General features: G+C 58.9%; 22 protein-coding genes and 1 riboswitch. Of the genes, 8 read left to right on the plus strand and 14 right to left on the minus strand.

Features of this window, described 5'->3' with window-relative positions:
* Positions 1 to 28 precede the first annotated feature (28 nt).
* From yqiA to nudF, 4 genes are read right to left on the minus strand one after another with little or no spacing between them, the layout of a single operon-like run.
* Complete coding sequence (gene yqiA / locus ACTJJ1_RS17705) at positions 29 to 610, minus strand: esterase YqiA (RefSeq protein ID WP_004948280.1); 582 nt, start codon at positions 608 to 610, stop codon at positions 29 to 31.
* On the minus strand, positions 610 to 1,440 hold the full coding sequence (cpdA, locus tag ACTJJ1_RS17710) for a 3',5'-cyclic-AMP phosphodiesterase (protein WP_440834702.1): 831 nt from the start codon (positions 1,438 to 1,440) through the stop codon (positions 610 to 612). Before cpdA ends, yqiA begins: the two co-directional genes overlap by 1 nt.
* A gap of 27 nt (positions 1,441 to 1,467) precedes the next feature.
* Positions 1,468 to 1,893: a DUF1249 family protein gene (locus tag ACTJJ1_RS17715; RefSeq protein WP_004948286.1), complete on the minus strand. Its 426-nt coding sequence runs from the start codon at positions 1,891 to 1,893 to the stop codon at positions 1,468 to 1,470.
* On the minus strand, positions 1,890 to 2,525 hold the full coding sequence (gene nudF, locus ACTJJ1_RS17720; protein WP_004948289.1) for an ADP-ribose diphosphatase: 636 nt from the start codon (positions 2,523 to 2,525) through the stop codon (positions 1,890 to 1,892). The genes ACTJJ1_RS17715 and nudF overlap by 4 nt, the downstream gene beginning before the upstream one ends.
* Positions 2,526 to 2,810: 285 nt before the next feature.
* On the opposite strand from nudF, the gene tolC reads away from it, so the two are divergent.
* Positions 2,811 to 4,313 carry an outer membrane channel protein TolC gene (gene tolC, locus ACTJJ1_RS17725; RefSeq protein ID WP_421414081.1) on the plus strand — a complete coding sequence of 501 codons (1,503 nt, stop codon included), beginning with the start codon at positions 2,811 to 2,813 and terminating at the stop codon, positions 4,311 to 4,313.
* A gap of 150 nt (positions 4,314 to 4,463) precedes the next feature.
* On the plus strand, positions 4,464 to 6,413 hold the full coding sequence (gene dhaR / locus ACTJJ1_RS17730) for a dihydroxyacetone kinase operon transcriptional regulator DhaR (RefSeq protein ID WP_004948295.1): 1,950 nt from the start codon (positions 4,464 to 4,466) through the stop codon (positions 6,411 to 6,413).
* 9 nt (positions 6,414 to 6,422) lie between these two features.
* On the opposite strand, the gene dhaM is transcribed toward dhaR, so the two are convergent.
* From dhaM to ACTJJ1_RS17750, 4 genes are read right to left on the minus strand one after another with little or no spacing between them, the layout of a single operon-like run.
* A complete protein-coding gene (gene dhaM / locus ACTJJ1_RS17735) occupies positions 6,423 to 7,853 on the minus strand; it encodes a dihydroxyacetone kinase phosphoryl donor subunit DhaM (protein ID WP_004948297.1) in 1,431 nt (476 codons plus the stop codon).
* Positions 7,854 to 7,864: 11 nt separating this feature from the next.
* Positions 7,865 to 8,497, minus strand: a complete 633-nt coding sequence (dhaL, locus tag ACTJJ1_RS17740; protein WP_004948299.1) for a dihydroxyacetone kinase subunit DhaL — start codon at positions 8,495 to 8,497, stop codon at positions 7,865 to 7,867.
* Between the two features lie 9 nt (positions 8,498 to 8,506).
* Positions 8,507 to 9,577 (minus strand): dihydroxyacetone kinase subunit DhaK, encoded by a 1,071-nt coding sequence (gene dhaK / locus ACTJJ1_RS17745; protein WP_041417396.1) that lies wholly within the window; start codon positions 9,575 to 9,577, stop codon positions 8,507 to 8,509.
* Positions 9,578 to 9,629: 52 nt separating this feature from the next.
* Entirely contained in the window at positions 9,630 to 10,736 is a 1,107-nt protein-coding gene (locus ACTJJ1_RS17750; RefSeq protein WP_440834706.1) for a glycerol dehydrogenase, read from the minus strand.
* 352 nt (positions 10,737 to 11,088) lie between these two features.
* On the opposite strand from ACTJJ1_RS17750, the gene ACTJJ1_RS17755 reads away from it, so the two are divergent.
* Both ACTJJ1_RS17755 and ACTJJ1_RS17760 read left to right on the plus strand, forming a co-directional pair.
* The gene (locus ACTJJ1_RS17755) at positions 11,089 to 11,754 is read left to right on the plus strand and encodes a DUF1190 family protein (RefSeq protein ID WP_004948305.1); all 666 of its coding nucleotides are present in this window, start codon (positions 11,089 to 11,091) and stop codon (positions 11,752 to 11,754) included.
* A gap of 3 nt (positions 11,755 to 11,757) precedes the next feature.
* Positions 11,758 to 12,918: a glutathionylspermidine synthase family protein gene (locus tag ACTJJ1_RS17760; RefSeq protein ID WP_440834707.1), complete on the plus strand. Its 1,161-nt coding sequence runs from the start codon at positions 11,758 to 11,760 to the stop codon at positions 12,916 to 12,918.
* Positions 12,919 to 12,975: 57 nt separating this feature from the next.
* Here ACTJJ1_RS17760 and ygiD read toward each other — a convergent pair whose 3' ends face one another.
* On the minus strand, positions 12,976 to 13,758 hold the full coding sequence (gene ygiD / locus ACTJJ1_RS17765) for a 4,5-DOPA dioxygenase extradiol (protein WP_004948311.1): 783 nt from the start codon (positions 13,756 to 13,758) through the stop codon (positions 12,976 to 12,978).
* Between the two features lie 208 nt (positions 13,759 to 13,966).
* On the opposite strand from ygiD, the gene zupT reads away from it, so the two are divergent.
* Both zupT and ACTJJ1_RS17775 read left to right on the plus strand, forming a co-directional pair.
* Positions 13,967 to 14,734 carry a zinc transporter ZupT gene (gene zupT, locus ACTJJ1_RS17770; RefSeq protein WP_037431762.1) on the plus strand — a complete coding sequence of 256 codons (768 nt, stop codon included), beginning with the start codon at positions 13,967 to 13,969 and terminating at the stop codon, positions 14,732 to 14,734.
* 254 nt (positions 14,735 to 14,988) lie between these two features.
* Positions 14,989 to 16,521 carry an alkaline phosphatase gene (locus tag ACTJJ1_RS17775; protein ID WP_440834709.1) on the plus strand — a complete coding sequence of 511 codons (1,533 nt, stop codon included), beginning with the start codon at positions 14,989 to 14,991 and terminating at the stop codon, positions 16,519 to 16,521.
* A gap of 67 nt (positions 16,522 to 16,588) precedes the next feature.
* Here the strand turns inward: ACTJJ1_RS17775 and ribB are convergent, their stop codons facing one another.
* Complete coding sequence (gene ribB / locus ACTJJ1_RS17780; RefSeq protein ID WP_004948318.1) at positions 16,589 to 17,242, minus strand: 3,4-dihydroxy-2-butanone-4-phosphate synthase; 654 nt, start codon at positions 17,240 to 17,242, stop codon at positions 16,589 to 16,591.
* Positions 17,243 to 17,354: 112 nt separating this feature from the next.
* Positions 17,355 to 17,516, minus strand: a riboswitch (FMN riboswitch).
* A 145-nt stretch (positions 17,517 to 17,661) separates the two neighbouring features.
* Between ribB and ubiK the strand changes: the two genes are divergently transcribed.
* Positions 17,662 to 17,940 (plus strand): ubiquinone biosynthesis accessory factor UbiK, encoded by a 279-nt coding sequence (gene ubiK / locus ACTJJ1_RS17785; RefSeq protein WP_004948322.1) that lies wholly within the window; start codon positions 17,662 to 17,664, stop codon positions 17,938 to 17,940.
* A gap of 32 nt (positions 17,941 to 17,972) precedes the next feature.
* Here ubiK and yjeH read toward each other — a convergent pair whose 3' ends face one another.
* The 4 genes from yjeH to ACTJJ1_RS17805 all read right to left on the minus strand — a co-directional run bounded on the left by yjeH (position 17,973) and on the right by ACTJJ1_RS17805 (position 24,962).
* Positions 17,973 to 19,223, minus strand: a complete 1,251-nt coding sequence (gene yjeH, locus ACTJJ1_RS17790; RefSeq protein ID WP_440834712.1) for an L-methionine/branched-chain amino acid transporter — start codon at positions 19,221 to 19,223, stop codon at positions 17,973 to 17,975.
* A 24-nt stretch (positions 19,224 to 19,247) separates the two neighbouring features.
* The gene (hldE, locus tag ACTJJ1_RS17795) at positions 19,248 to 20,678 is read right to left on the minus strand and encodes a bifunctional D-glycero-beta-D-manno-heptose-7-phosphate kinase/D-glycero-beta-D-manno-heptose 1-phosphate adenylyltransferase HldE (RefSeq protein ID WP_020439835.1); all 1,431 of its coding nucleotides are present in this window, start codon (positions 20,676 to 20,678) and stop codon (positions 19,248 to 19,250) included.
* 93 nt (positions 20,679 to 20,771) lie between these two features.
* A complete protein-coding gene (gene glnE / locus ACTJJ1_RS17800; RefSeq protein ID WP_004948330.1) occupies positions 20,772 to 23,609 on the minus strand; it encodes a bifunctional [glutamate--ammonia ligase]-adenylyl-L-tyrosine phosphorylase/[glutamate--ammonia-ligase] adenylyltransferase in 2,838 nt (945 codons plus the stop codon).
* A gap of 45 nt (positions 23,610 to 23,654) precedes the next feature.
* Positions 23,655 to 24,962, minus strand: coding sequence for a CYTH domain-containing protein (locus ACTJJ1_RS17805; protein WP_020439836.1), 1,308 nt, complete (start codon positions 24,960 to 24,962; stop codon positions 23,655 to 23,657).
* Between the two features lie 279 nt (positions 24,963 to 25,241).
* Between ACTJJ1_RS17805 and ACTJJ1_RS17810 the strand changes: the two genes are divergently transcribed.
* A complete protein-coding gene (locus tag ACTJJ1_RS17810) occupies positions 25,242 to 25,862 on the plus strand; it encodes a TIGR04211 family SH3 domain-containing protein (RefSeq protein ID WP_004948337.1) in 621 nt (206 codons plus the stop codon).
* Positions 25,863 to 25,887 lie beyond the last annotated feature (25 nt).

Genomic DNA, 25,887 nt, shown 5'->3' on the forward strand with positions numbered 1-25,887 from the left:
TTCAAGCCGCAGGATATAACTCGCTTATTCACACAGCGTTTAGCCCTAAAAAATCCACAATCTGGGGGAAGTAGTGCTCGAAACCGACGAAGGCGTGGTTTCCACCCGACTCCACCGTTTGCCGGCACGCAGTGTAATAGGCCACCGCCTGCCCATAATCGAGAATTTCATCGCCCGTTTGTTGCAGCAACCAGATTAAATCCGGTGACTCCAAGGGATCGATCTGCATCGTTTTCAGATCGTAAACGTGACGTGACTCTAACACATATTGTTGACCGGTGTAGGGGTTCTCGTTTTTGCCAAGGTAGTCAATCAACAGCTCAAACGGCTTCACAGCGGGGTTAACCACTACCGCCGGCAGTGAAAAACACTGCGAAAGCCAGGTGGCGTAGTATCCGCCCAGCGAGGATCCCACTACGCCCAGCGTCTGCCCGGCGCGCTCCATCACCATGTTCTCAAGCATCTCGGCGGCATCGGCCGGGAAAACCGGCAATTGCGGCACCAGCATCTCGATGTCCGGGTGGTTCTCAGCCAGCCACGCCTTGAAAGAAGTTGCCTTGGCCGAGAGCGGCGAACTGTTAAAACCGTGCAAATAAAGTAGCGTCGACATCAGTACCCTTCCGAATCCATGTCGGGGCGAAAATCATCGTTTTCCAAGCGGAAAACCTGGGTCTCGACGCGACCGTCCGGCAGCAGATCGAGATAGCGCCAGCCGGGCGAAACGTCGTCGATGGTAAAATTGGTGCAGTGCGGCTTGAATTGCACGCAGGTGGAAGGCGATGCCAGCAAACGGCGGCCCTGCCATTCCAGATCCAGATCCTGGTGAATATGCCCGCACACCACGGTGTTTACGTTCGGGTAACGCAGCAGCACCGCGCCCAGCATGTGCGGATTGCGCAAACTGTGCTGATCGAGCCAGGTGCAACCGGAAGGCAGCGGATGATGATGCAGCAGCAGTAACGTATAACGCTCGGGATGGGCCTGCAGGCAGCGCTCCATCCATTCGAGCTGGTAGTCGCTCAGCTCACCGTGCGGCACGCCAAACACCTGGCTGTCCAGCAGCAACACCTGCCAGTTCTCGCCCAACAGCACCTGCTTTGACGGGGCAATGCCTGCTGCGGCCAGCGCATCGACCATCGCCGGCTGAAAATCATGGTTACCCGGCAGCCAGACGCAAGGCGCAGGCAACCGCGCAATACCTTCGGCAAAGTGCCGGTAAGCAGCCAGCGAATGATCCTGAGCCAGGTCGCCGGTGGCGACAACCAGATCAAAATCGCGCTGCTGCGCCATCATAATGGCGTCCAGCACCGCGTGGTAACTGCGATAGGTATTGATGCCGAGCAAGGTCTCGTTTTCGCCGGCAAAAAGGTGGGTATCTGTTATTTGCAGAATCCTGACCCTGGCCCCACTTGCCACGGTCAGTTTAAACAGGCTTTCCAAATGGTGTCCTTTGTTATTTCAGTCTACCTAACAAACCGGAACCGCCATTGCTCCATGCGCCAAACAGTAGCGCAACCAATCAGCAAGAAACTGGTTAATTTGATGCTTTTCGTCGCGTTGATGCAACTTTTTATTGGGATAATCATAACGCGCTTTAAAGCGGTAGATCTGCTGACTGGAACACACTTCCGCAACCATCGCGTCATGATACAGCCGCACCGTCATGGCGGGCAGGCTCCAATAGCTGACCGCCGGCGCGGTCTGCTCTATCTGCACCAACGAGGTGTAGCGCGTGGATTCAACAATAGTCAGACGATAGCTGGCGCCGTTCACCTGATAAGTCACCGTTTCGCCCACTTCATCGTTGCGCGGCAGCAAGCGACGCAATTGCGCGAAGTTGGTTTCACACAATCTCATCATTTCCGGGAAATCAGGGGTATAGCGCTGTTTCATTGGTTGGCCCACTCTTTTCTTAACGATTCATGGTGCAACGCCAGCCACTGCAATGCAATCACAGATGCGGCGTTATCAATCGCGCCTTCTTCAACCCAACGGTAAGCCTGTTCGCGGCTGACGACGTGGACACGGATATCTTCATGCTCTTCTTCCAACCCATGGATGCCTTCGGCAGTGGTCGCGTCCACCTCGCCCACCATGATTGACAACCGTTCGCTGGTGCCGCCGGGGCTTGCCAGGTAGCTCAGCACCGGTTTGCAGCGCCCGACCTCGACGCCGGCCTCTTCCTGCGCTTCACGGCGGCATACGTCTTCGACGCTCTCGCCGGTTTCGATCATACCCGCCACCATTTCCAGTAGCCAGGGGGAGCTACTGGTATCGACCGCGGCGATCCGCAGTTGTTCAATCAGCACCACTTCGTCGCGCACCGGGTCATAGGGCAGCAGCACCGCCGCGTGGCCGCGTTCGAAAATCTCGCGCTTCACCTCTGGGCTCATGTCGCCGTTGAACAAGCGATGGCGGAACCGATAGAGATTGAGTGAAAAAAAACCACGGTAAAGCGTCTCACGTGCAATAATTTCTACATCATTTTTATCGAGAGTAACGGGCGACGGCTGTGAGTGGTTCATAAGCGAATTCTCCTGCGTGAGTATGCCGATAAAATAAACAGTTTTGATGACAGAAACGGCGGGGTAATCTTCCGCAGCTTTATGCTAGATTGTGAACCATGATATCAGGTGTAACGTGCTCGGCCAGTTGAACCAAAGTAAACACGGCAGTCTGAAAGGCAAAAGATACGCGAGATGGCACATTCAGCCACCTTATGCGAACAACAGACTCTGCTAGAATCGGCAACTATTTCGTCTATCGTCAGCGCTAACCATAGCAATATTGCTGCACAACAAGGAATGCAAATGAAGAAACTGCTCCCCCTTCTTATCGGACTGAGCCTGAGCGGCTTCAGTGCAATGAGCCAGGCAGAGAACCTGCTGCAGGTTTACAAACAGGCCAGGGAAAGTAATCCGGATCTGCGCAAGACTGCCGCTGACCGTGACGCCGCATTCGAAAAAATCAACGAAGCGCGCAGCCCGCTGCTGCCGCAGTTGGGTTTGAGCGCCGGTTATAACCGTAGCTATGGCTATCGTGACAATCGCGACCAAAACGGCAATACCACCAGCGGCTCGCTGGCGCTGACTCAAACCATTTTCGACATGTCGAAATGGCGCGCGCTGACGCTGCAGGAAAAAACCGCCGGTATCTCCGACGTGACCTTCCAGACCTCGTCGCAACAGCTGATCCTCGACACCGCCACCGCCTATTTCAACGTGCTGAGCGCCATCGACTCGCTGTCTTATACGCAGGCGCAAAAACAGGCGGTTTACCGCACGCTGGATCAAACCACCCAACGCTTTAACGTGGGTCTGGTGGCGATCACCGACGTGCAGAACGCCCGTTCCAACTACGACACCGTGCTGGCGTCCGAAGTGACCGCTCGCAACACCCTGGATAACGCGCTGGAAAAACTGCGCCAGGTGACCGGCACCTTCTACCCGGAACTGGCCTCGTTGAATACCGATCGTTTCAGCACCCAGCGTCCGGAAGCGGTGAATAACCTGCTGAAAGAAGCCGAAGCGCGCAACCTGAGCCTGCTTTCCGCCCGTCTGAGCCAGGATCTGGCGCGCGAGCAGATCAAATCAGCGCAAACCGGCTATATGCCGACCGTTGATTTCAGCGCTTCAACCGCCGTGTCCAACAACAGATACAGCGGTTCCCGCAGTATTTCTACGGACAACGATGCCGGCGAGAACAAAGTGGGGCTGAGCTTCAATCTCCCGCTGTACAGCGGCGGCCAGACCAATTCGCAGGTGCAACAGGCGCAGTACAACTTCGTCGGTGCCAGTGAGCAACTGGAAAGCGCGCACCGCAGCGTAGTGCAGACCGTGCGTTCGTCATTCAACAACGTGAACGCTTCGATCAGCAGCATCAATGCCTACAAACAGGCCGTGATCTCTGCACAGAGTTCATTGGATGCGATGGAAGCCGGTTACCAGGTGGGTACCCGTACCATCGTTGACGTGCTGGATGCCACCACCACGCTGTATAACGCCAAGCAGCAGCTCTCCAGCGCGCGTTATACCTATCTGATCAATCAGTTGAACATCAAGTCCGCACTCGGCACGCTGAATGAAAATGACCTGCTGTTACTGAACGGCGCGTTGGGCAAACCGATTTCTACCTCGCAGGATGTGGTAGCGCCGCCAACCACCGCGCAAGACGCTTACGCGGAAGGTTATAACGGCAATGCCCCTGCGCCGCAAACGGCTGCACCGGCGCCGGTCGCTACCCGCGCGTCTGCGCCGGCGGTCACCCCCACCCAGCCGGCGCGCAGCAACAGCGGTAATCCATTCCGCAACTGATTCGCGCACTGCTGAACACGGGGCCCGGCATCTGCCGCGCCCCGTTTTTTTTGCCTCAACGCCGGTTCTGCCCGCCGCCTCACAGCCAGCCCCCCGCCCTGCGGTGGTATCATCGGCGCCATTGCCTTATCTCAGCCCGGATGGGACCCAATGCAGAACACCTCAAGCTGGCAACGGTTGATGGCCGATGGCGTATTGCCGCCCGCACAACGCCCTGCGCCGGCAATCTATGCTTCCTGGCTGCGCTGCCGCAGCCTGATGCAGCCCGCCGTGTGGAAAGCGCCGCACTGTGCGCTCGGCGCCACCTTCAATTCTATCTGCCAGCGTAAAAACGATCTGCTGACGCTTGGCCAGGCGGCGCTGGAAGACGCCTGCGAATATATGGAGCCCCGCCGCTGCCTGCTGATGATCCTCGACGAAAGCGGCTGCATGCTGTGGCTGTGCGGTGACGCCCTGACGCGTGAACGCCTGCAGCAATTGGGGTTTACCCCCGGCGCCTATTGGGCCGAGGGTGACATTGGCACCAACGCGCCTTCGCTGGCGGCGGCAGAAGGCCACCCGATACAGGTAAGCGGCAGCGAGCATGTGCGCCAGGCACTGCATGACTGGTCATTCTGCGCCACGCCGGTTTATGACAACAGCGGCCGCCAGCGCGGCTCGATTGCGCTAGGCTGCCTGCTGGCCGACTCCGCCGCCGGCGATCTGTCACTGACACTGGCGATAGCGCGCGAGATAGGCAACTCGCTGAACGCCGACGGCCTGCTGGCGGAGTCCAACCGTCACCTGAACCAACTTTACGGTTTGCTTGACGGGGTGGATGACGGCGTGATGGCCTGGGACCATCGCGGCTACCTGCAATACATCAACCAGCGGGCCGCCACCCTGCTGAAGCTGGACGAACAGCAAAGCCAGGGCAAACTCCTGACGCAGTTGCTGACGCTGCCCGCCCTGCTCAACCGGGCCATCGCCCAGCGCCAGCCGTTGCAGCACGTTGAGGTCACCTTCGAAAGCCAGCGGCAGTTCATCGCCGCGCTGTTGACCCTAAAACCGATCTTCGACGGCGAACGCTGCAGCTTTATCGCCCTGCTGCACCCGATTGAACGGCTGCACCAGTACGTCAGCAGCCAACTGGGCCGCGTCAGCCACAGCTTTGAACAGATGCCTTCCGCCTCTCTGGAGATGCGCCGACTGATCCGCTATGGCCAGCAGGCGGCGAAGGGCCAGCACCCGATCCTGCTGTGCGGCGAAGAAGGGGTCGGCAAAGAGTTGCTCAGCCAGGCGATCCACAACGCCAGCGAACGCGCCGCCGGGCCGTATATCGCGCTCAACTGCCAGTTGATGCCGGAAGCGCAGGGGCTGCGCGAACTGCTGGGCAGCGACGCCAGCGAGGAAGAAGCGGGCCAGCTCAGCAAGTTTGAACTGGCCAACGGCGGCACCTTGTACCTGGAGCAGATTGAGTATCTGCCGGCGGAAATGCAGTCGGCACTGCTGCAGGTGCTGAAGACCGGCGTGGTGATGCGGCTTAATTCCAACCGGGTGATCCCCGTCGATGTGCGGGTGATCGCCAGCAGCGCCGCCAATCTGCCGCTGTTGGTGCAGCAGAACCGCTTCCGCCGCCAGCTGTTTTACAGCCTGCAAGCGTTCGAGATCCAGATCCCGGCACTGCGCCAGCGGCTGAGCGACATTCCGCTGTTGGTAAAGCATCACCTGCGTGCGCTGGAACAGCATTTCCAGTGTCGGTTCCGGGTCGATGATGAAGTCATGGCCCAGCTTGGCCTGTATCTGTGGCCCGGCAACGATCTGGAGCTGAAAGGCGTGGTGGAACGCACGGCAATGATTTGCCACGGCCACCATCTCCAGTTAGCGGACTTGCCCGAGCACTTGCTCAGCCACCAGCCGCTGCTGGAAAGCGAACCGCAGCCGGGTATGCCACTGCTGACGCTGGCGGAAATGGAACGCCAGGCGATCATTCGCGCGGCCAACGTCAGCCGCGGGCAACTCAACGAAATGGCGCAGCTGTTGGGCATCGGCCGCACCACGCTGTGGAGAAAAATCAAACAATATCAAATTGATATCCGGCAGTTTAAGCTACGCGCCTGATACCCGCACTCAATGGCTGAGCTGCAATACCCCACGCGCCGCGTCCAGCATCGCTTTCTGACCGCTGCGGGTTTTGCTCATACAGTCGTTCATGCCGACCACCATCGGGATGCCCATCGCTTTCGCCAGGATCGCGCTGTGCGACAGCGCATTGCCGCCGCTCAGACAGATGCCGAGCACCAGGCGACGATCGAGCATCACCACGTCGGAAGGCATCAGTTCATCCATCACCAGTATCGAGGGCGCAGTCAGCGTAATCGGCAGCAACGGCTGCTGTTGCAAATGGCTCAGTGTACGGCGCAGCATGTCCCGCACGTCCAGTTCGCGCGCCCGCATGTACTCATCGTCCAGCGCGCGATAATCCTCGATGATCGCTTCCATTTCCTGCCGCCAGGCCTGCTCGGCACTGCATTGTTGCTGAGCAATGCGCGTATAGGCCGCCTGTTGCAGATCCGGATCGTCCAGCAGCATGCTGTGCGCGCCGAAAATCGCCGCCTGCGGCTTGCCAATCAGCGTGCCGGTACGCTCCGCCAGCCGACTAAGATCGCCCAGGGTATGTTGCAGCGCCTCACGCAGCCGCTGCTGTTCGGTCAGCACGTCGTCCGCGCCAATCGGGCGCTCGGTCACCGTCGGCCAGAAGCTGAGCGCCTGCAACACCGGCCCGCTGGTCACGCTTTCCGCCACCGGGATGCCGTGCAGCGAGGGCAGTTGCTGCTCTGATACCGTTTCACCAAAGTGCTGTTCCGCCAGTGCCCTGAACGCCGCCAGCGCCTGCTCAGCCTGTGGGCCGTCGGCAATCAACCGAACGGTGTCGCCGTGCCGCACCTGCAGCAACGCCAGTTGATTCAGGCTGCGCGGATTGGCGCATTGCCCCTGTTTTTCCAACACCAGCTCGGTGTCGAAGGGCGCCAGCGTTTCCGCCAGCCGCGCCGCCGGGCGGGCGTGCAACCCATGCGGATTCTGCACCGTCCAACTGACGCTCTTGCCGTGGGTCAGCGGCAATTCAACGCTTTTTACCGCAGGCGCGGCTTCCCCCAACTGCACCTGTTTGGCCAGCAGCGCGCCCTGCGCTTCCGCCAGAACCTGTTCCAGCCCGGCACCGGAATTGGCGGCGACCACCGCGGCCAGCGTCCCCTCCACCAGCGGTGCCGAACACAGCCGCACTTTGGCGGCCAACTGCGGATCCAGCAGATCGAGCGCCGTTTCGGCACTCAGCAACGCACTGCCCAAATCCATCAGCACCAGAATACCCGCACCGTCCGCCACCGACTCAATGGCCTCCATGACTTTGAGCGCATCGGTGCCTATCGGATGCTCGGCGTCATCGACGCCCGCCGCCAGCACCAGTTTGCAGCCGTCGCCACGCATCATCTGCCGCGCCAGCTCTTCAACCCCGCGCGCCAGCTGCGCGCTGTGGGAAACTACAACGATATTGATCATCTCGCCTCCTGCTAGTGGCCGGCGACCTCGGCCAGCGTTTTTATCATCAGCATCACCGAGGTGGCGCCCGGATCCTGATGGCCGATGCTGCGCTCACCCAGGTAGCTGGCCCGCCCTTTGCGCGCTTGCAGAGTAATGGTGCCCTCCACCGCCTGTTCCGCCCGCTCACTGGCGCGCTGCAAGGCCTCTGCCATGCTCAACTGCTGCTGCGCCGACTGGCCGAGGCTTTCCACCACCGGCCACCAGACGTCGCACATGGTTTTGTCGCCCGGCTCCGCCTTGCCGCGCATCACCACGCCCTCTACGCCCTCTTGCATCAACTGATGCAGCTCCGCCAGATCCAGACTTTGCTTGGCATTGGCCGCCTGTGCCGCACGAATGAAGAAAGTGCCGAACAGCGGGCCGCTGGCGCCGCCAACGCTCGACAGCAGCGTCATACCGGTGTTTTTAAGGATAAAACCGATGTCTTTATCCGCCACCGACGGCAGCTTTTCCACCACCTTGTTGAAGCCGCGGTTCATGTTCAGACCGTGGTCGGCATCGCCGATTTCGGTATCCAGCCGGGTCAAGAAATCGCGCTGCTGAGTGAACACTTCGCCGCAACGCATCAGCCAATCGACCACTTGTTGTTTGGTTAACGCCATAATTCCTCCTCAGCAACCCCAACGCAGCGCAGGCGTTTTCACCGGCGCATCCCACAATGCCAACAGCTCGTCATCCACCTTCAGCAGGGTGATCGATACCCCCTGCATGTCCAGAGAGGTGCAATAGGAGCCCACCAGACTGCGTTCAACGATCATGCCCGCCTCGGCGCAGCGTTCCGCCAGCCGGTGATAAACGCCGTACAGCTCGGAAAGCGGCGTCGCACCCAGGTTATTCACCAGCACAATCACCCGGTCACCGCGCGTCAGCGGCTGCTTGGTCTGCACTTCATCGCGCCATTCACCCTGCCGGCGATCCCAGGCACGAATGGTGCGCTGGTAATGCCCATGTTCGATCAGGGTATGGAACATGTCATCCACCGCCGCATTGAGGCCGGTAAACGGACGCCGCGCAATGCCAGGCTCGCCGTGAATACCGACGCCGAACTCCATCTCGTTTTCCGCCAATACAAACGAAGGTTTGCCGGCTGCGGGCACGGTACAGGCGCCCAGCGCGATGCCAATCGAATGCCCTTGATTGTTGATCCTATGGCCCAGCGTCACCACGGTGTCCAGATCGTCGCCACGCGCCGTCGCTGCACCAAGCAGTTTTTCCATCAGTACGGTATTCGCTACCCCACGCCGGCCGGCGGTGAACAGGCTGTCTTTGACCGCCACGTCATCGTCCACCAGCACCGTCGCCACCTGGGTGCCGCTGTCATGCAGCAGTTCGGTGGCGGTTTCGAAGTTCAGTACGTCGCCGGTGTAGTTTTTGATCAGCAACAAGACCCCGGCCCCACCGTCGATTGCCTGGCCGCACTCGTACATTTTATCCGGCGTCGGCGAGGTAAAAATCTCCCCAGGGCAAGCGCCGTCGAGCATGCCTTCGCCGACAAAGCCACAGTGCATAGGCTCGTGGCCGCTGCCGCCGCCGGACAGGATAGCCACCTTGCCCGCTACCGGCGCGTCGGCGCGGGTCACGAACACCGGCTCCTGATGCACCAGCAATTCAGGGTGCGCTTCCGCCAGCCCCAGCAATTGCTCTTCCAGTACCGACTCAACCTTATTGATCAGTTTTTTCACGGTCATTTCCTCGTTTAGCCAACGGGGCGCAGCCTGCCGCGCCCCTGCGGTATCAGCGTTGGTGTTGTTGCAGCCAGGCGCTGCCCAGCCGATCGGCCGTCAAGATTGCAGCCTGCACGCTGGCCGGCGTCACCTTGAACGGCATGTTGTGGATGGTTTCGCCGGCGGCGCAGCTGGCTTGGGCAACCGCCATGATTTTCTCTGCCGCATCGCCGCTAACGCCCATCTCGGCCAGCGTGACAGGCAAGCCGATGCGGTGGCAGAAATCCAGCACCGTTTCGATCTGCGCCATGCTGCTGTTTTGCAGCACCAGTTGCGCTAGCGTGCCGAAAGCCACTTTCTCGCCGTGGTACAGGTGATGGCACTCTTCCAGCACGGTGAAACCGTTGTGAATAGCGTGCGCCGCCGCCAGCCCGCTGCTTTCAAAACCAATGCCGCTCAGGTAGGTATTGGCCTCGATAATGCGCTCGACCGCTTCCGTCACCACACCGGCCTCAACCGCCAGTTTGGCTTTGACGCCTTCTGCCAGCAGCGTCTCATAGCACAGTCGCGCCAGGCTGAGCGCCGCCAGCGTCGATTTGCCACCCGCCATGCTGGTTGCCTGAGCGTCGAAACAGGCCTGCGCCTCAAAATAGGTGGAAAGCGCATCGCCCATTCCCGCGACCAACAGGCGCACCGGCGCCTTGGCGATAATCGCGCTGTCCATCACCACCATATCCGGGTTGCGCGGGTAGATCAGGTACTCGGCAAATTCGCCCTGTTCGGTGTAGATCACCGACAGCGCACTGGTCGGCGCATCGGTGGAAGCAATGGTGGGAATTAACACTACCGGCAATTGCTGGTAGTGCGCGATGGCTTTGGCGGTATCGAGGGTTTTGCCGCCGCCGACGCCAATCACGCCGCGACAGCCATGGGCCTTCAGTTCGCGCCCCAAGCGGTCGATTTCCTTATGGCAGCATTCGCCGGTGAACAGGCAGGCGTGATGTTTCACTCCGTGCTGTTGCAGGCTGCCCATCAGGGTATCGCCCGCCAGCTTCATGACGAAGTCGTCGGCAATCACGAAATAATGGTCGGCAAGCGCTTTAGCGTATTGGCCCACGGCGACCAGCGCATTGGCGCCCTGAATGTACTTGCCTGGAGACTGGATGATTCTCAACATAACCGGATCCTTGTAGGGAAATTGGCGATGGTAACGTTCAGATATCAGGTGATGATGCGTCCGGTCTGTGCCGTCGCGTTGTTATGCACTGACTATAGGGCTAACGGAGAGCTTTGCGACAGAACGCATTATTGTTCCATTATGGAACATAACAGCCTCTCCGCCGTTTCATAATGAAACTCTGCCGCCGCTTTTCCAGCCGGTAAAGCGAGCTGGCGCACAGCCTAACGTATAACTGCGTAAAGAGTGGATTCTACGGGCGTTTCAGCTTTAATTTTGACCATCTTTCCCCTATTCTTACCGCCACTACTGGGAAAGGGCGAAAACAGCCCGACTGATGGGATTAATAACGATGAAACGGACAAAAAACATCAACCAAGAGACGTTCCGCAAATCCTGGCGCACCTATCGCGTTGCGCCCGTAGCCTTGGCAATCAGCGGAGTCTTTATGCTGGCCGGCTGTGAAAAAGCGGATGAAACGGTCTCGATGTATCAAAATGCCGACGAGTGTTCGCGCACTAACCCTTCCATGAGCGAGCAGTGCACCACCGCCTATAACAACGCTCTGAAAGAAGCCGAAAAAACCGCACCTAAATACGCCACCCGCGAAGACTGCGTCGCCGAGTTCGGTGAAGCGCAGTGTACTCAGGCCCCCGCTCCGGCGCAGGCCGGCATGGCGGCTGAATCGCAAAGCAGCGGCAGCTTCTGGATGCCACTGATGGCAGGCTACATGATGGGCCGCATGATGGGCGGCTCCGGCTTTGCCCAACAGCCGCTGTTCACCTCCAAAAACGCCGCCAGCCCGGCCAACGGCAAGTTCGTTGACGCCACCGGCAAGAGCTACGGCCCGGCCACCGCAGGCGGCCGCACCATGACGGTGCCGAAAACCGCGATGGCGCCAAAACCAGCGGTAACCAACACCGTTACCCGCGGTGGCTTTGGCGAATCCGTGGCCAAGCAGACCAGCATGCAGCGCAGCAGCGCGACTTCCGGCAGCTCACGCAGCATGGGCGGTTAAGGCATGAAACGCGTTGCGATTACCGAGCGCCCGAACTGGCGCGAAAAAGCGACCGAGTTCGGCTTCAAATTCCATACCATGTATGGCGAGCCGTACTGGTGTGAGGATGCCTATTACCAGTTTACGCTGGCGCAAATCGAAGAGATTGAAAGCGCCACCGCCGAGCTGCATCAGATGTGTCTGCAAGTGGTGGAGAAAGTGGTCAGCAGCGATGCGCTGATGGCCAAATTCCAGATCCCGAAGCACACCTGGGATTTCGTGCGCAGCTCATGGCGCACCAGCCAACCTTCGCTGTATTCGCGCCTCGATCTGGCCTACGACGGCGTCAATCCACCCAAGTTGCTGGAGAACAATGCCGATACGCCAACCTCGCTGTATGAAGCGGCCTTCTTCCAATGGCTGTGGCTGGAAGACCAGATCAACGCCGGCAATCTCAGCCCGGAGTCCGATCAATACAACAGCCTGCAAGAAAAGCTGATTGAGCGTTTTGCCGATCTGAAAGCGCACCACGGCTTCGGTCTGCTGCATCTGGCCTGTTGCCAGGACAGCGAAGAAGATCGCGGTACGGTGCAATACTTGCAGGACTGCGCACTGGAAGCCGGCGTGCCGACCGAGTTCCTGTTTATGGAAGACATTGGTCTCGGCGAGAAGGGCCAGTTTACCGATCTGCAAGACCAGGTTATCGGTAATCTGTTCAAGCTCTACCCGTGGGAGTTTATGCTGCGCGAGATGTTTTCCACCAAGCTGGAAGATGCCGGCGTGCGCTGGCTGGAGCCGGCCTGGAAAAGCATAATCTCCAACAAGGCGCTGCTGCCGATGCTGTGGGAAATGTTCCCGGATCACCCGAACCTGCTGCCTGCCTACTTCGCGCAGGATGAACATCCGCAGCTCGATCACTACGTCACCAAGCCGCTGTTCTCACGTGAAGGCGCCAATATCCAGATCGTGCAGAACGGTCAGGAAGTGGCGCGCGTTGACGGCCCGTACGGCGAAGAAGGCATGATTGTGCAACAGTTCCACCCATTGCCGCAGTTCGAGAGCAGCTATACGCTGATCGGCAGTTGGCTGGTGGACGATCAACCTTGCGGTATCGGCCTGCGTGAAGATCGCGAGCTGATCACCCAGGATCTGTCGCGTTTCTACCCGCACATCATACTCGGCTGACGAAGACTTGTCAGATACCAGAAATGCAAACGCCAGTCTGAGACTGGCGTTTTTTATTTAACCGACCTGCACCGACAGCATGCTCAAAGCGCCCATCTCGATGCCGTCCACAGGTACGGATATCGCTTCTTCGCCATCCCAACTGCCCAGCACATACAGCAGCGGCAGATAATGTTCCGGCGTCGGGTTCGACAATGCCGCCCCCTGATGCTGCATGAAATTCACCAGAGGATGGTTATCCCCCCGATAATTCAGATTGTCGCGCACGAACTTGTCAAAGGACTCCGCCCACGGATAAGGGGTGGTATCCCCCTGCCATTTCACCATTCGCAGGTTATGCACCACGTTGCCGCTGGCGACAATCATCACGCCCTGCTCGCGCAGCGCCGCCAGTTTGCGACCCAGTTGGTAATGGTATTCAGCCGGTTTGGTGCCGTCGATACTGAGTTGTACGATCGGGATATCCGCGTCGGGGTACATCTTGATCAAGACTCCCCAGGTGCCGTGGTCCAGCCCCCATTCGCTGACATCCGCCGTGACCTCAATCGGCGCAAGCAACTGCTGCAACTGCGCCGCCAGTTCGGGAGAGCCCGGCGCCGGGTAGCGAGTATCAAACAGCGCCTGCGGGAAACCGCCAAAATCATGGATGGTTTTTGGCTTTTCCATCGCGGTCACCGCGGTGCCACGGGTGTACCAGTGCGCGGACACGGCGACGATGGCTTTTGGACGCGGCAACGTTTCACCCAGCGTACGCCATGCCTGGGTGTAGCGATTTTCTTCCAGCGCGTTCATCGGGCTACCGTGACCGAGGAAAAGAGCAGGCATACGAGAGGTGTTCATACATAATCCTTGGTTAGTCATCATAGGTTCTGCTAAGCAGATTACGCCGTTTGCCACGGCAACACAGCCGGATAACCATGATGATCATCTTCAATAAATTTGAATGGTTTGAACAATCGAAGTCATCCGTCAAACCCGCTCGATTTCAGCTGTGACTCTGTTAGTATCAGAAAATAAACAATAATTATCGGCATATAAGGAGGCTATTCTGTCAGTACCCCTGATCCTGACCCTGCTGGCCGGCGGTGCCACCTTTGTCGGTGCCCTGTTCGGCATCATCGGCCAAAAACCGTCCAACCGGATGCTGGCCTTTGCCCTCGGCTTTGCCGCCGGGATTATGCTGCTGATTTCATTGATGGAAATGCTGCCTGCGGCGCTGCACACCCAGGGTATGTCGCCGATGCTGGGCTACGGCATGTTCATGCTCGGCCTCTTGGGGTATTTTGCGCTGGACCGCATGCTGCCGCATCAGCATCCACAGGATTTGCAGCAAAAGCCGCTCACTCCCTATAACCTGAAACGCACCGCAATGCTGCTGACGCTCGGCATCAGCCTGCACAATTTCCCGGAAGGCATCGCTACCTTCGTCACCGCCAGCGCCGATCTGGAATTGGGGATGGGTGTTGCGCTGGCGGTCGCCATCCACAATATTCCTGAAGGGTTGGCGGTTGCCGGACCGGTGTATGCCGCCACCGGCTCAAAAACCAAAGCGCTGCTGTGGTCGGGCATTTCCGGCATGGCGGAAATTCTCGGCGGCGTGCTGGCGTTCCTGCTGCTCGGCCCGATGATCTCGCCGGTGGTGATGGCGTCGATTATGGCAGCAGTGGCCGGCATTATGGTGGCGCTGTCGGTAGATGAATTGATGCCGCTGGCCAAAGAGATCGATCCGCACAACAACCCCAGCTACGGCGTGTTATGCGGGATGGCGGTCATGGGGTTCAGCCTGACGCTGTTGCAAAGCGGCGGTATCGGTTAACGCCGATTCTGACTGGCGGGGCCCCCAACCCCGCCAAATCGAATGCCTTCCAATAAATTCATAACCTATATGAATATCAAAGTATTACTGCCACACAGGTCTAATTTGTGAGCGATTTGTATATTATTTGTTAACTCAAAATATACAATGAATTTCTCTGCCGGCTCCCCGCCGGCAGGTTGCGGCGCTACGGTGAAAACGTCGTACCCTCCGCGCTCGGCAACACGGAACTCAAGCACAACAAGGAGGAATTCATGTTCAGATCCACACTGGCAACCCACCTGGCTCTTTCCGTTACCTTATGCACCGGGTGGGTAGCAACCGTCTGCGCAGAGGAAAAAGCGCAACTGGTACAGCGCGAAGATCCTTACTTCAAACAGGCGCAAGAACAGCTGCAACAAAGGCTGGCACAGCCTAAAAACACCCATCGGGCGAAAAACGTCATTCTGGTCGTTGGCGACGGGATGGGGTTTTCAACCGTTACCGCAGCGCGCATTTTCGAAGGGCAACAACGCGGAGTCGACGGCGAATCTAACGTGTTGGCATGGGAAGCTTTCCCCTACCTGGCCGCAGCCAAAACCTACTCTGCCAACGCCCAGATTACCGACTCCGCCCCCAGCGCGGTCGCCATGACCACCGGCGTCAAAACCCTCAATGACCTGATGGGGCTGGACCATACGGCGAGCCTTAACAACTGCGAGGATCAGAAAACCAAAACGGTCACCACCCTGTGGGAGATGGCCGCCTCCCTCGGCATGTCTACCGGTGCCGTCACCACCGCGACCATCACCCATGCCACTCCCGGCGCCACCTATGCCCATATCGCTAACCGAGACTGGGAATCCGATGCAAAAATGCCGGCCGAAGCCCTGGCCGCCGGCTGCAGCGATATTGCTCGCCAGTTGGTTGAGATGAAATACGGCAACGGCCTCAACGTCGCCATGGGCGGCGGGCGCGCCAACTTCCTGCCGGAGAGTGCAACCGATCCTGAATATACCGCTAAAAAAGGCAACAGGAAGGATGGCCGTGACCTGACGCAAGCCTGGCTAAAACGCTATGGTGAACGCGGCAGCTACGTGTGGAATCAATCGCAGTTCGATCGGATCGACCCCGCGAAGGTTGATCATCTGTTGGCTCTGTTTGAACCGTCGCATATGAACTTCGATCACGACCGACGGGAAGATGCCGCAGGTGAGCCTTCGCTGGCCGAAATGACCGGCAAGGCCATCGATATTCTGGCCAGAAACCCCGAGGGCTATCTGTTACTGGTTGAGGGCGGGCGCATTGACCACGGCAGCCATAACGGCAATGCCTATCGCACCTTAACCGATACGGTGGCCCTCAATGAGGCGGTAAAAACCATTATCGGCAAAGTTGACCTGAACGAGACGCTGGTGGTGGTGACCGGCGATCATAGCCATACGCTCACCCTTGCCGGCTATGCGAAACGGGGCAATCCGATCCTCGGCATCTCGATTGGCGTCAACGGCAAACCGCTGCTGGGCAGCGACGGCAAGCCCTATACCACGGTCAGCTTCGCCAACGGCCCCGGCGGCGTCATTCCGCTGCCGGAGCGCCCGGCACTCACCATAGAGCAGGCCAGCGCACCCGACTTTATCCAGCCGGCGCTGGTGCCGATGAAGAGCGAAACGCATGGGGGTGAGGATCTTGGCATCTACGCCATCGGCCCTTGGTCGCATCTGTTCCAGGGCACGGTCGAAGAGAACTACACGTTTCATGTGATGAACTACGCCAGCCGTATCGGCGAACGTCTGTCAAATCTGTAGCCCTTTGTTAAGCCGATAAAAAAAGCCGCATTACGCGGCTTTTTTTATCGGCGAAGACCAGGCTGAATCAGCTGGCTTTCTGCTCCTGAGCCTGGCGGTAAGCCACCAGATCCTCGATGGTCAGCACCGTCATATCATGCTTCCTGGCGAACTCGATCACTTCCGGAGCATGCGCCATGCTGCCATCGTCGTTGGTCAGCTCGCACAGCACGCCGGCAGGTTTGAAACCGGCCATAGCCACCAGATCGATGGTCGCTTCGGTGTGGCCACGGCGGCTCAGCACCCCACCCGGCTGCGCACGCAGCGGGAACACGTGGCCAGGGCGGTTCAGATCGCTCGGCTTGGCGTTGTCGGCCACCGCCGCACGGATGGTGGTCAGGCGGTCGGAGGCGGAAACGCCGGTCGTCACGCCCTGCGCCGCTTCGATAGTCACGGTGAAGGCAGTCTGGAACTGGCTGGAGTTGTTGGTTACCATCATCGGCAGCTCAAGCTGCTGACGGCGGTCTTCGGTGATGCACAGGCACACGATACCGCTGCCGTGACGAATGGTCAGCGCCATTTGCTCAACGGTCATGGTTTCTGCGGCGAAGATCATATCACCTTCGTTTTCACGATTTTCATCATCAAGCACCATCACACCGCGCCCATTGCGCAATGCTTCAAGAGCGCGTTCAACGCGTTCTACCGGCGTGCCGAAATCTGAAAGTAGCGTCTGATTCATGGTAAAAAACCTCATTAGAAAATTATGGATTACCAGAACCAGGGCGATCTTGAGGAGTAGCTACAACAATAGCTAAAAAAATAACGCAAGCGGGCGCAAACCCGGCAGATACCGTTACTCTCTCCCATCCGGACTATAACCGTCGGCCCCGGAATTACACCGGATCTGCTGACCTCTAACCAAACTACAAGAGACTGGCTGAGCGCTCGCGGGCTTTCACCGTAGAAGGTGATTTACCGCCGGTGGGGACTTGCACCCCGCCCTGAGAATAAGCATTCTGACTATAACGCTAATGATTAATCAGGGCAATTGGCAAAAGCACAATTCGGCCCCCTGCGGAGAATGCGGTTATTGGTTTATCCGGCGGGCAACTCGCATTACACTAGGCGACAGCTATTAAACTCTCAAAGGGATACGCCATGATTGACCCGAAAAAAATTGAACAGATCGCACGCCAGGTTCATGAGTCCATGCCTAAAGGCGTTCGTGAATTCGGGGAAGACGTCGAGAAGAAAATCCGTCAGGTGCTGCAATCGCAGCTCACTCGCCTGGATTTGGTCAACCGCGAAGAGTTCGACGTGCAAACCCAGGTGCTGCTGCGCACCCGTGAAAAACTGGCATTGCTGGAACAGCGTATGAGCGAGCTGGAAAGCAAGCTGAACGCAGCGCCGGCAGCGCAACAGCCAGACGCAGAATAAGATGTCGCCAAGGGCGCGATACCGCGCCCTTATCAGGAGCCAATCGCCGCCCGCGGCCTGCGCGGCAACACCAGCCAAATCAGCGCGAACATCCCCAACGCATACAGGCTTTTCCAGCCGATAATCACCATCAGTAACAGGCACAGCACCAAACCTGCCACCGCCATCAACCGTGAACGCCCGTGCAAAATTCGGCACCCCGCCAGCATGCACAGCAGATAAATCAGCACAAAGATGCCATTGGCATACACCAGCAGCGTATCCAGCGGCAGCTTCAGCGTATAAATCAGCAAGGTGAACAGCAGACAGCACCCCACTACCGCGCTCAATGCATTGACCGGTGCTTGCCCGGCAGACAGCTTGGCCAACGCGCTGGACGGCCGATCCTGCGCCTGCGACCACACCAGCCGGGCAAAGCTCTGCGTATAAATATTCACGCTGGCGAAACAGGCCAGATAACCAATGATGCAGGCGACCCACAGCGCATGCTGCCCAAACAGTTGCACCACGATGCCGGGCAGCGACGCGGCGGCAGCCTGATGCTCGCCGTAAGCCTGGAAATGCAGCACCGCTACGGTGCAGCCCCAATAGACCGCCCCGGCGACCAACATGCCAAGCAACAGCGCACGCGGGAAATCGCGCTCGGGGTTACGGAATTCGGTCGCCAAATGCGCGAACGCTTCAAGGCCGACAAAACACCAGAACATCACCGCCAGCGCATGGAACAAATTGGGAGGAGAAATTTCGTCTATCGCAGGCCAGGGGATTTGGGCAGGCGAGATATCGCCTCGCCACCAGATAGCGGCCACCAACCCCACCACCAGAATGGCGATCAGCGTTTGAATATTGGCGCTGGAGCCCGCACTGCGCGTCCCCAGCAGCCAAATCGCCAGCAGCGTGGCGATCTGCACCAACAGCAGGCCGTTGGCGCTCCAACCGAGCGTGGCTTGCCAGAACCCGGCGGCAATTTGCAAGGCGGCCGGCAGGCCGACCGGGATCACCGACAAAAACAGCCAGCCGGTGACCTTCGCCATGCGCAGGCCAAAAGCCATACCGACAAAGTGCGCAGCGCCGCCGGCGCTGGGGAAGTGGCGGCCCAGAGCCGCAAAAGCGATGGCGATAGGAAATACCAGCGCAATCAGCACCGGCCAGGCCCACAGGCTATCGCCTTGCGCGACCTGTGCCGCCAGTGCCGGAACGGCAAACACCCCGGTACCCAGCAACGAAGTGGACAATAACCCGACGCCCTGCGCCAACCCCAGATCCTGCTTCAGCCCACTCACTGACCACCGCCATTTTCAGCAGGCTTAACCACGCCCGTCTTTGATTGCCTTGATGATGTTGGTGGTCGACAGGCCGTCTTCAAAGTTCAGTACCTTGACGTCGCCGCCGTTGGCCCACACCTCGGCGCTGCCGGCGATCTCTTCAGGCTTGTAGTCACCGCCTTTCACCAGCAGGTCCGGCAGGATGTCGGCGATCAGGCGCTGCGGGGTGTCTTCTTCAAACGGCACAACCCAGTCCACCGCTTCCAGAGCGCCAAGCACAATCATGCGGTTTTCCAGCACGTTGACCGGACGGGTTTCGCCTTTCAGACGTTTGGTGGACGCATCGCTGTTCACCGCCACGATCAGGCGATCGCCCAACTTGCGGGCATTAGCCAGATAAGAAACATGGCCGGCATGCAGAATGTCGAAGATGCCGTTGGTCATCACCACTTTCTCACCGCGCTGACGAGCCTGGGCCACGGCAGTTTTCAACTGGGCTTCGGTCATCACGCCAAAGCCGGTTTCGGCACGGCCGCGCACTGCGTTTTCCAGTTCGATTGGCGAAACGGTCGAGGTCCCCAGTTTGCCCACCACCACGCCGGCGGCGGCATTGGCCAGGAAACAGGATTCCTCCAGCGTATTACCGGCGGCCAATGCGGCAGCCAACACGCCAATCACGGTATCGCCGGCACCGGTCACGTCAAACACTTCCTGCGCCAACGTTGGCAGATGCAGCGGCGCAATGCCCGGTTGCAGCAGCGTCATACCATGCTCGGAGCGGGTAACCAGCAGTGCGGAAAGGTCAAAATCCGCCACCAGTTTCATGCCGCGTTCAACCAATTCGGCTTCGTCTTTGCAGTGGCCTACCACTGCCTCAAACTCGGACAGGTTTGGCGTCAGCAGCGTCGCGCCGCGATAACGCTCAAAATCAGAGCCTTTTGGATCGATCAGCACCGGCACCTTGGCGGCGCGGGCCAGTTGGATCATGCTCTGCACCTGGCTCAATGCGCCTTTGGCGTAGTCAGACAGCACCAGCGCGCCAATGTGCGGCAGGGCCTGCTGGATGCGTTCCAGCATCGGCTGCGGATCGACGTTGGAGAAACCTTCTTCGAAATCGAGACGGATCAGTTGCTGATTACGCGACAGCACGCGCAGCTTGGTGATGGTCGGGTGCGTCGGCACCGAAACAAAATCACAGCGCACGTTCACTTCGTTCAGCTTGGCGCTCAGCGCCCGCGCCGCGTCATCAATGCCGGTCAGGCCCACCAGACGCGAGTTAGCGCCCAGCGAAGCGATGTTCATCGCCACGTTAGCCGCACCGCCCGGACGCTCTTCGATGGTATCGACCTTGACCACAGGCACCGGCGCTTCCGGTGAAATGCGGCTGGTCGGGCCATACCAATAGCGATCCAACATGACGTCACCCACCACCAATACTCCGGCGCGGCGAAAATCAGGCAGCGTAACTTTCATCCGATAACTCCAAAAAAGTCCAAAATTTTAGTGGCGCAGATATTACCACAGACGTCCGTAATACCTGCAAAACGTATTGCGCAACCGGCCTTGTCAGCCCAGCCATTTCGCCCAGCTGGCGCGAACCTGCTCACGTTCGGCGGCGAACAGCTCACTGCTGACCTTGCCGGAATGCTCTTGCAACGCCAGGTGGTGGATCTCATCGCGCATGGTGACATAAGCCTGGGTCAGCGCGCGCGCTTCCTCTTCCGGCATGATGTCGTAATTGGCCATCAGCTCGAAAATGCGCACGTTATCCGACCAGCGCGTCAGGCGCGGCTCGGCGCCCGCATAGCCTAAGACCAGATATTGGGCGATAAATTCGATATCGGTGATGCCGCCCTCGTCGGCTTTGATATCAAACAGATCGCGCTGCTTGCTGCCGAGGTGACTGCGCATTTTCTCGCGCATCTCGCGCACCTCCTTCCGCAAGGTTTCAGGATCGCGCGGTTTGCACAGGATCTCACGGCGGATGACGTCAAACTGTTGATGCAAAGCCGGATCGCCGTGCACGATGCGTGCCCGCACCAGTGCCTGATGTTCCCAGGTCCAGGCTTCGTTCTGCTGGTAATCGGCAAACGCCTCGACGGTGCTGACCAGCATGCCGGCAGCGCCCGAAGGCCGCAGGCGAGCGTCCACTTCGTACAGAATGCCGGACGAAGTGCGGGTACTGAACAGGTGCATCACCCGCTGCGCCAGGCGCAGATAGAACTGGCGGCCATCAATGCAGCGTTCGCCGTCAGTCATCACGTCCGGCGGGCAATCGAGGATAAACACCAGATCCAGATCGGAACTGTAACCCAGTTCCCAACCGCCCAATTTGCCGTAGCCAATCACCGCAAAACCACGCCCTTCCCGCTCTTGCAAATGGGTTGGCTGGCCGTAGCGCGCAACCATGTCACTCCACGCCTGCTGCACCACCACGTCGATGATCGCCTCTGCCAGATAGGTGAGGTGATCGCTCACTTTCATCACCGGCAGCGCACCGGAGATATCCCCGGCGGCGATACGCAGTTGCTGGGCCTGCTTGAACTGGCGCAACGCTTCCAGCTTTTGTTCTTCGTCGTCTTCCGGTACTCGCAGCAGGTACTGGCGCAGCTCGCTGCGGTAGGCGTCCGGCGCCACCGGCTGATACAACGTCGCCGGATCCAGCAGCTCATCCAGCAGCAGCGGGTAGCGCGACAGCTGATTGGCGACCATCGGCGAAGCGGCGCACAGGCGAATCAAGTGGCTGAGCGCCGCGTGGTACTCCACCAGCAGCTCAAGATAGGTGGTGCGGGTCACAATGCTCAGCAGCAGTTGGGTCAAACGCAGCAGCGCGGTCGGCGCATCCCGGCGCGGGCACACTTCGGCCAACAAGCGCGGCATCAGTTGATCGAGCACGTCGCGGCCGCGCGGGCCAATGGTGCGTTTGTCTACGTCATGGCGGAATTCGGCAATGATACGCAGCACCTGCCTGCGCGCGTCTTCATCCAGATGCGGGGTCAGCGGCGCCAGTTCGTTTTCTTCCAGCGCGTCCTGCCACAGACTGTGATAGTGCTGATAATCGGGATCTTCGCCCACATCGGGGCTATCATCGCCAATCAGGTCGTTAAATACCGCCCTTACTGCCTGCATGTGGGTTTCCAGCGCCGCCAGCAGCGCCGGCCAGTCGCTGAACCCCATGCCCCAGGCCAGACGAGCCTGATCGAGCTCATCCTGCGGCAGCGTTTGGGTCTGTTGATCGGCAATCGCCTGCAGCAGGTTTTCCAGCCGGCGCAGGAACAGGTAGCTGGCGCTCAGCGCCTGCGCCTGTTGCGGCTCCAGCAGCCCCAGTTCACCCACCGCTTGCAAGGTCGGCAGCAGCGAACGCCCTTGCAGCATCGGCTCGCGCCCGCCGCGGATCAGCTGGAATACCTGGGTGATAAATTCAATCTCGCGAATGCCGCCGGCGCCCAGTTTGATGTTGTCTTTCAAACCACGCCGGCGCACTTCACGTGCGATCATCCCTTTCATGTTGCGCAGCGACTGGATCACGCTGAAATCGATATAGCGACGGAACACGAACGGCCGCAGGGTTTTGCGCAACTCCTGGCTGTAAGCGTCTTCAGACCCGCCCATCAGCCGCGCCTTTACCATGGCGTAACGCTCCCAGTCACGGCCCTGCTCCTGATAATAATCTTCCAGCGCGGCAAAACTCATCACCAGCGGACCACTGTCGCCGAAAGGCCGCAGCCGCATGTCCACGCGATAGACAAAGCCGTCAATGGTTTGCTGGTCCAGCGCTTTGATCAGCCGCTGCCCCAGACGGGTGAAGAACTGGGCGTTATCCAGCTCACGCCGCCCGCCCTGGGTCTGGCCGTTTTCCGGGTAGGCGAAGATCAGATCGATATCGGACGAGAAGTTCAGTTCACCGCCGCCCAATTTCCCCATGCCGAGGATCAGCAGCGGCTGCGGAACGCCCTGCGCGTTGCAAGGCGTGCCCCACTCGCGGCAACAGGTTTGGTACAGCCAATCGCGGGCGCTGACAATCAGCGTTTCCGCCAACCCACTCAGTTGCAGCAGCGTTTCTTCCGTACTGCACAGGTTCAGCGCCTGCGCCCAGGCGATCCTCACCAGCGTCTCGCGGCGGAACAGGCGCAGCACGCGCATCAGTTGCGCTTCGTCACGCACCTCTTCCAGAGAGTCCTGCAACCAGGCGGCATAGTGTTGCCACTCATTCGCCACCGGCGGTTGCTTACGCAGCGTCTCCAGCCATGCTGGCTGGTTGAGCAACATGTCGCTGACAAAGTCACTCGATGCTAAAACCCACTGTTCCTGACTGCTGAGCGCGCAATCCGCGCCCTGAGTTTCCTGAAAACGCTGCACGATGTTCTGTGCCTGAGCCTGTAACGCGCATGAGAGTGGCAACATAGTGAATGATCCGTCCTGCGGCCTGCGCCTCGCAGGCCGGCTTGATTAGCGGAGCGCGCCGTTTAACCAGAATGGCGCATGCGATAAGGCCTGTTTGCGGGTGGCTTCGTACCAGCCCTGACGCCGTTCAGCCACCGCCAGCTGCAGCTCGCGCCAGCTTTCGATATACGGGCCGGTTTCGTCGTCCGGATATGCGCCCGACAGCAGAATAAATGCCGAGACCTGGCGCGTCAGACGCGGCAGTTGTTCTTCATACTCGTCGTCATTGAGCGTGCGGGTGAAGGCTTCTTTCAGCTCGGCGGCACTGCGCCCCAGCATAATGTCGCTGAAACGTTTGAAGGAACCGTCCAGCTTGGTCTGTGCTTTTGCGTCGATAAAGGGTCGCCAGGCGCCGGTCACCAACCACGATGTGAGCGCCAACTTACATTGCAGGTATTCCGCGCTGTAGCACAGCACCTGCGGTTTGGTGGTCTTATCAACCAGCAACGGCTCCAGGGCCGTTAGCCGGGCGCGCAGATCGGCGCTGGCCTTGCGCGGCACCAGGCCGCCGAAGACGACCAGTGCCTGGCGGATCAGAGCAATCGCCTCCATCACCGAACGGCGAGCCTGGTTATCACCGCGCAACCACAGCTCTTCGTGATATTGCCAATGGCTCAGCCCCAGTTCAAAGCTGGCAACCATCCCCTGTTCAACGCTGGATTTGGCTGCCGGCTTCAATACCGCCAGCGGGTGGCGCTCGCGCGAGGGGTTCCCCTGCGCCAAATGATAACCGCGCGCCGCCTTGCTCAGGCTGCCCTGACGCAGGCCGCCGTGTTCTGCCAGCACGTTCGCCAACGCCAGCAAATCGGCGGTGTTGCCTTCTTTAAGCTCCAGTTCGATCTCGCACAGCGCTTCGTTCAGTTCACCCGCGCTCACCTCGCCCTGGTCCAGACCAACCTCAATCTCGCTCTTACCGTAAGTGACCACCCACTTCTCACGCACGAAATCGGTGCGGAACAGCGGTTGCAATTGCTGCTGCAGCGCCTGGATGTCGCAGCCCTGCGGCCAGATATCCGCCGGGAACAAATCCAGCGCCAACTCGGGCTTGGCGATCGCCACGTTGTATTCCGGACGCTGATGCAAACCCGCCACCACCTTGCCGGCGGTTTTGATGGTCATTTCGTAACTGTCGTCAAAACCGCGAATGCGCAGCCCCATATCATGGCTGCGCAAAAAATTGTCGGCGGTTTCAAAGTAAATATTGGTCAGCTTTTGCGGCGCCGAATGCTGATGCGGCCAGGCGGCCAGTTGCTGCGGCAACGCGGCGACGGCATCCGGGGTAGCAATAAATTTCAATTCTATTTCAACGGTCATAAGTCTTTTACACCAATAAGTTACGCGTTCGCGTCAGCCTTCACGGCGGCGAGCTCTGCCTGCCACGCTCTGCCCGATGACGCACAGTTGCCGTTATCTTACCGCGATTCCCGGCGCCTTAACCCTGCTAACTGCAGAAAAAACCTGTTACGTTATAAAACGCTGCGCAACTCACAGAATCTGCCACAGTAAGATAGTTCTCATTCCGGTTTTTGCGTTGCGTCGTCAGACTGAACGCTCTACTATCGTTCCATAAATTCACACAGAAACGATGAACTAATGCAGAAATTACGCCTAATTTGCCTTGCCGTGCTGAGCTTCAGCATCACTTGGGGCGCACATGCCGAAGATAAGCGCTATATCTCCGATGAATTAAGTACTTACGTCCACAGCGGCCCAGGTAACCAGTACCGTATTGTCGGGACTCTGAACGCCGGTGAAGAAGTCGCCCTGTTGAGCGTAAATGAAAGCACCAATTATGGCCAAATCCGCGATCCGAAAGGCCGCAATATCTGGATCCCGCTCGATCAGCTCAGCCAAACGCCAAGCCTGCGCACTCGCGTACCTGCGCTGGAACAACAGGTGAAAACTCTGACCGACAAGCTGGCCAATATCGACAACAGCTGGAACCAGCGCACGGCGGAAATGCAGCAAAAAGTGGCTGCCAGCGACGGCACCATCAGCGGCCTGCAGCAGGAAAATCAAGATCTGAAAAACCAGCTGGTCGTAGCCCAGAAGAAGGTTAACGCGGTTAACCTGCAGCTCGACGACAAACAGCGCACCATTATCCTGCAGTGGTTCATGTACGGCGGCGGCGTCGCCGGCGTTGGCCTGCTGCTCGGCCTGCTGTTGCCGCACCTGATCCCGCGTCGCAAGAACAGCAATCGCTGGATGAACTGATTTCAGTATCGTTCAGTTTGAGATG

Source organism: Serratia sp. 22264 (assembly GCF_052045345.1).
GTDB classification, from domain to species: Bacteria; Pseudomonadota; Gammaproteobacteria; order Enterobacterales; family Enterobacteriaceae; genus Serratia; species Serratia plymuthica.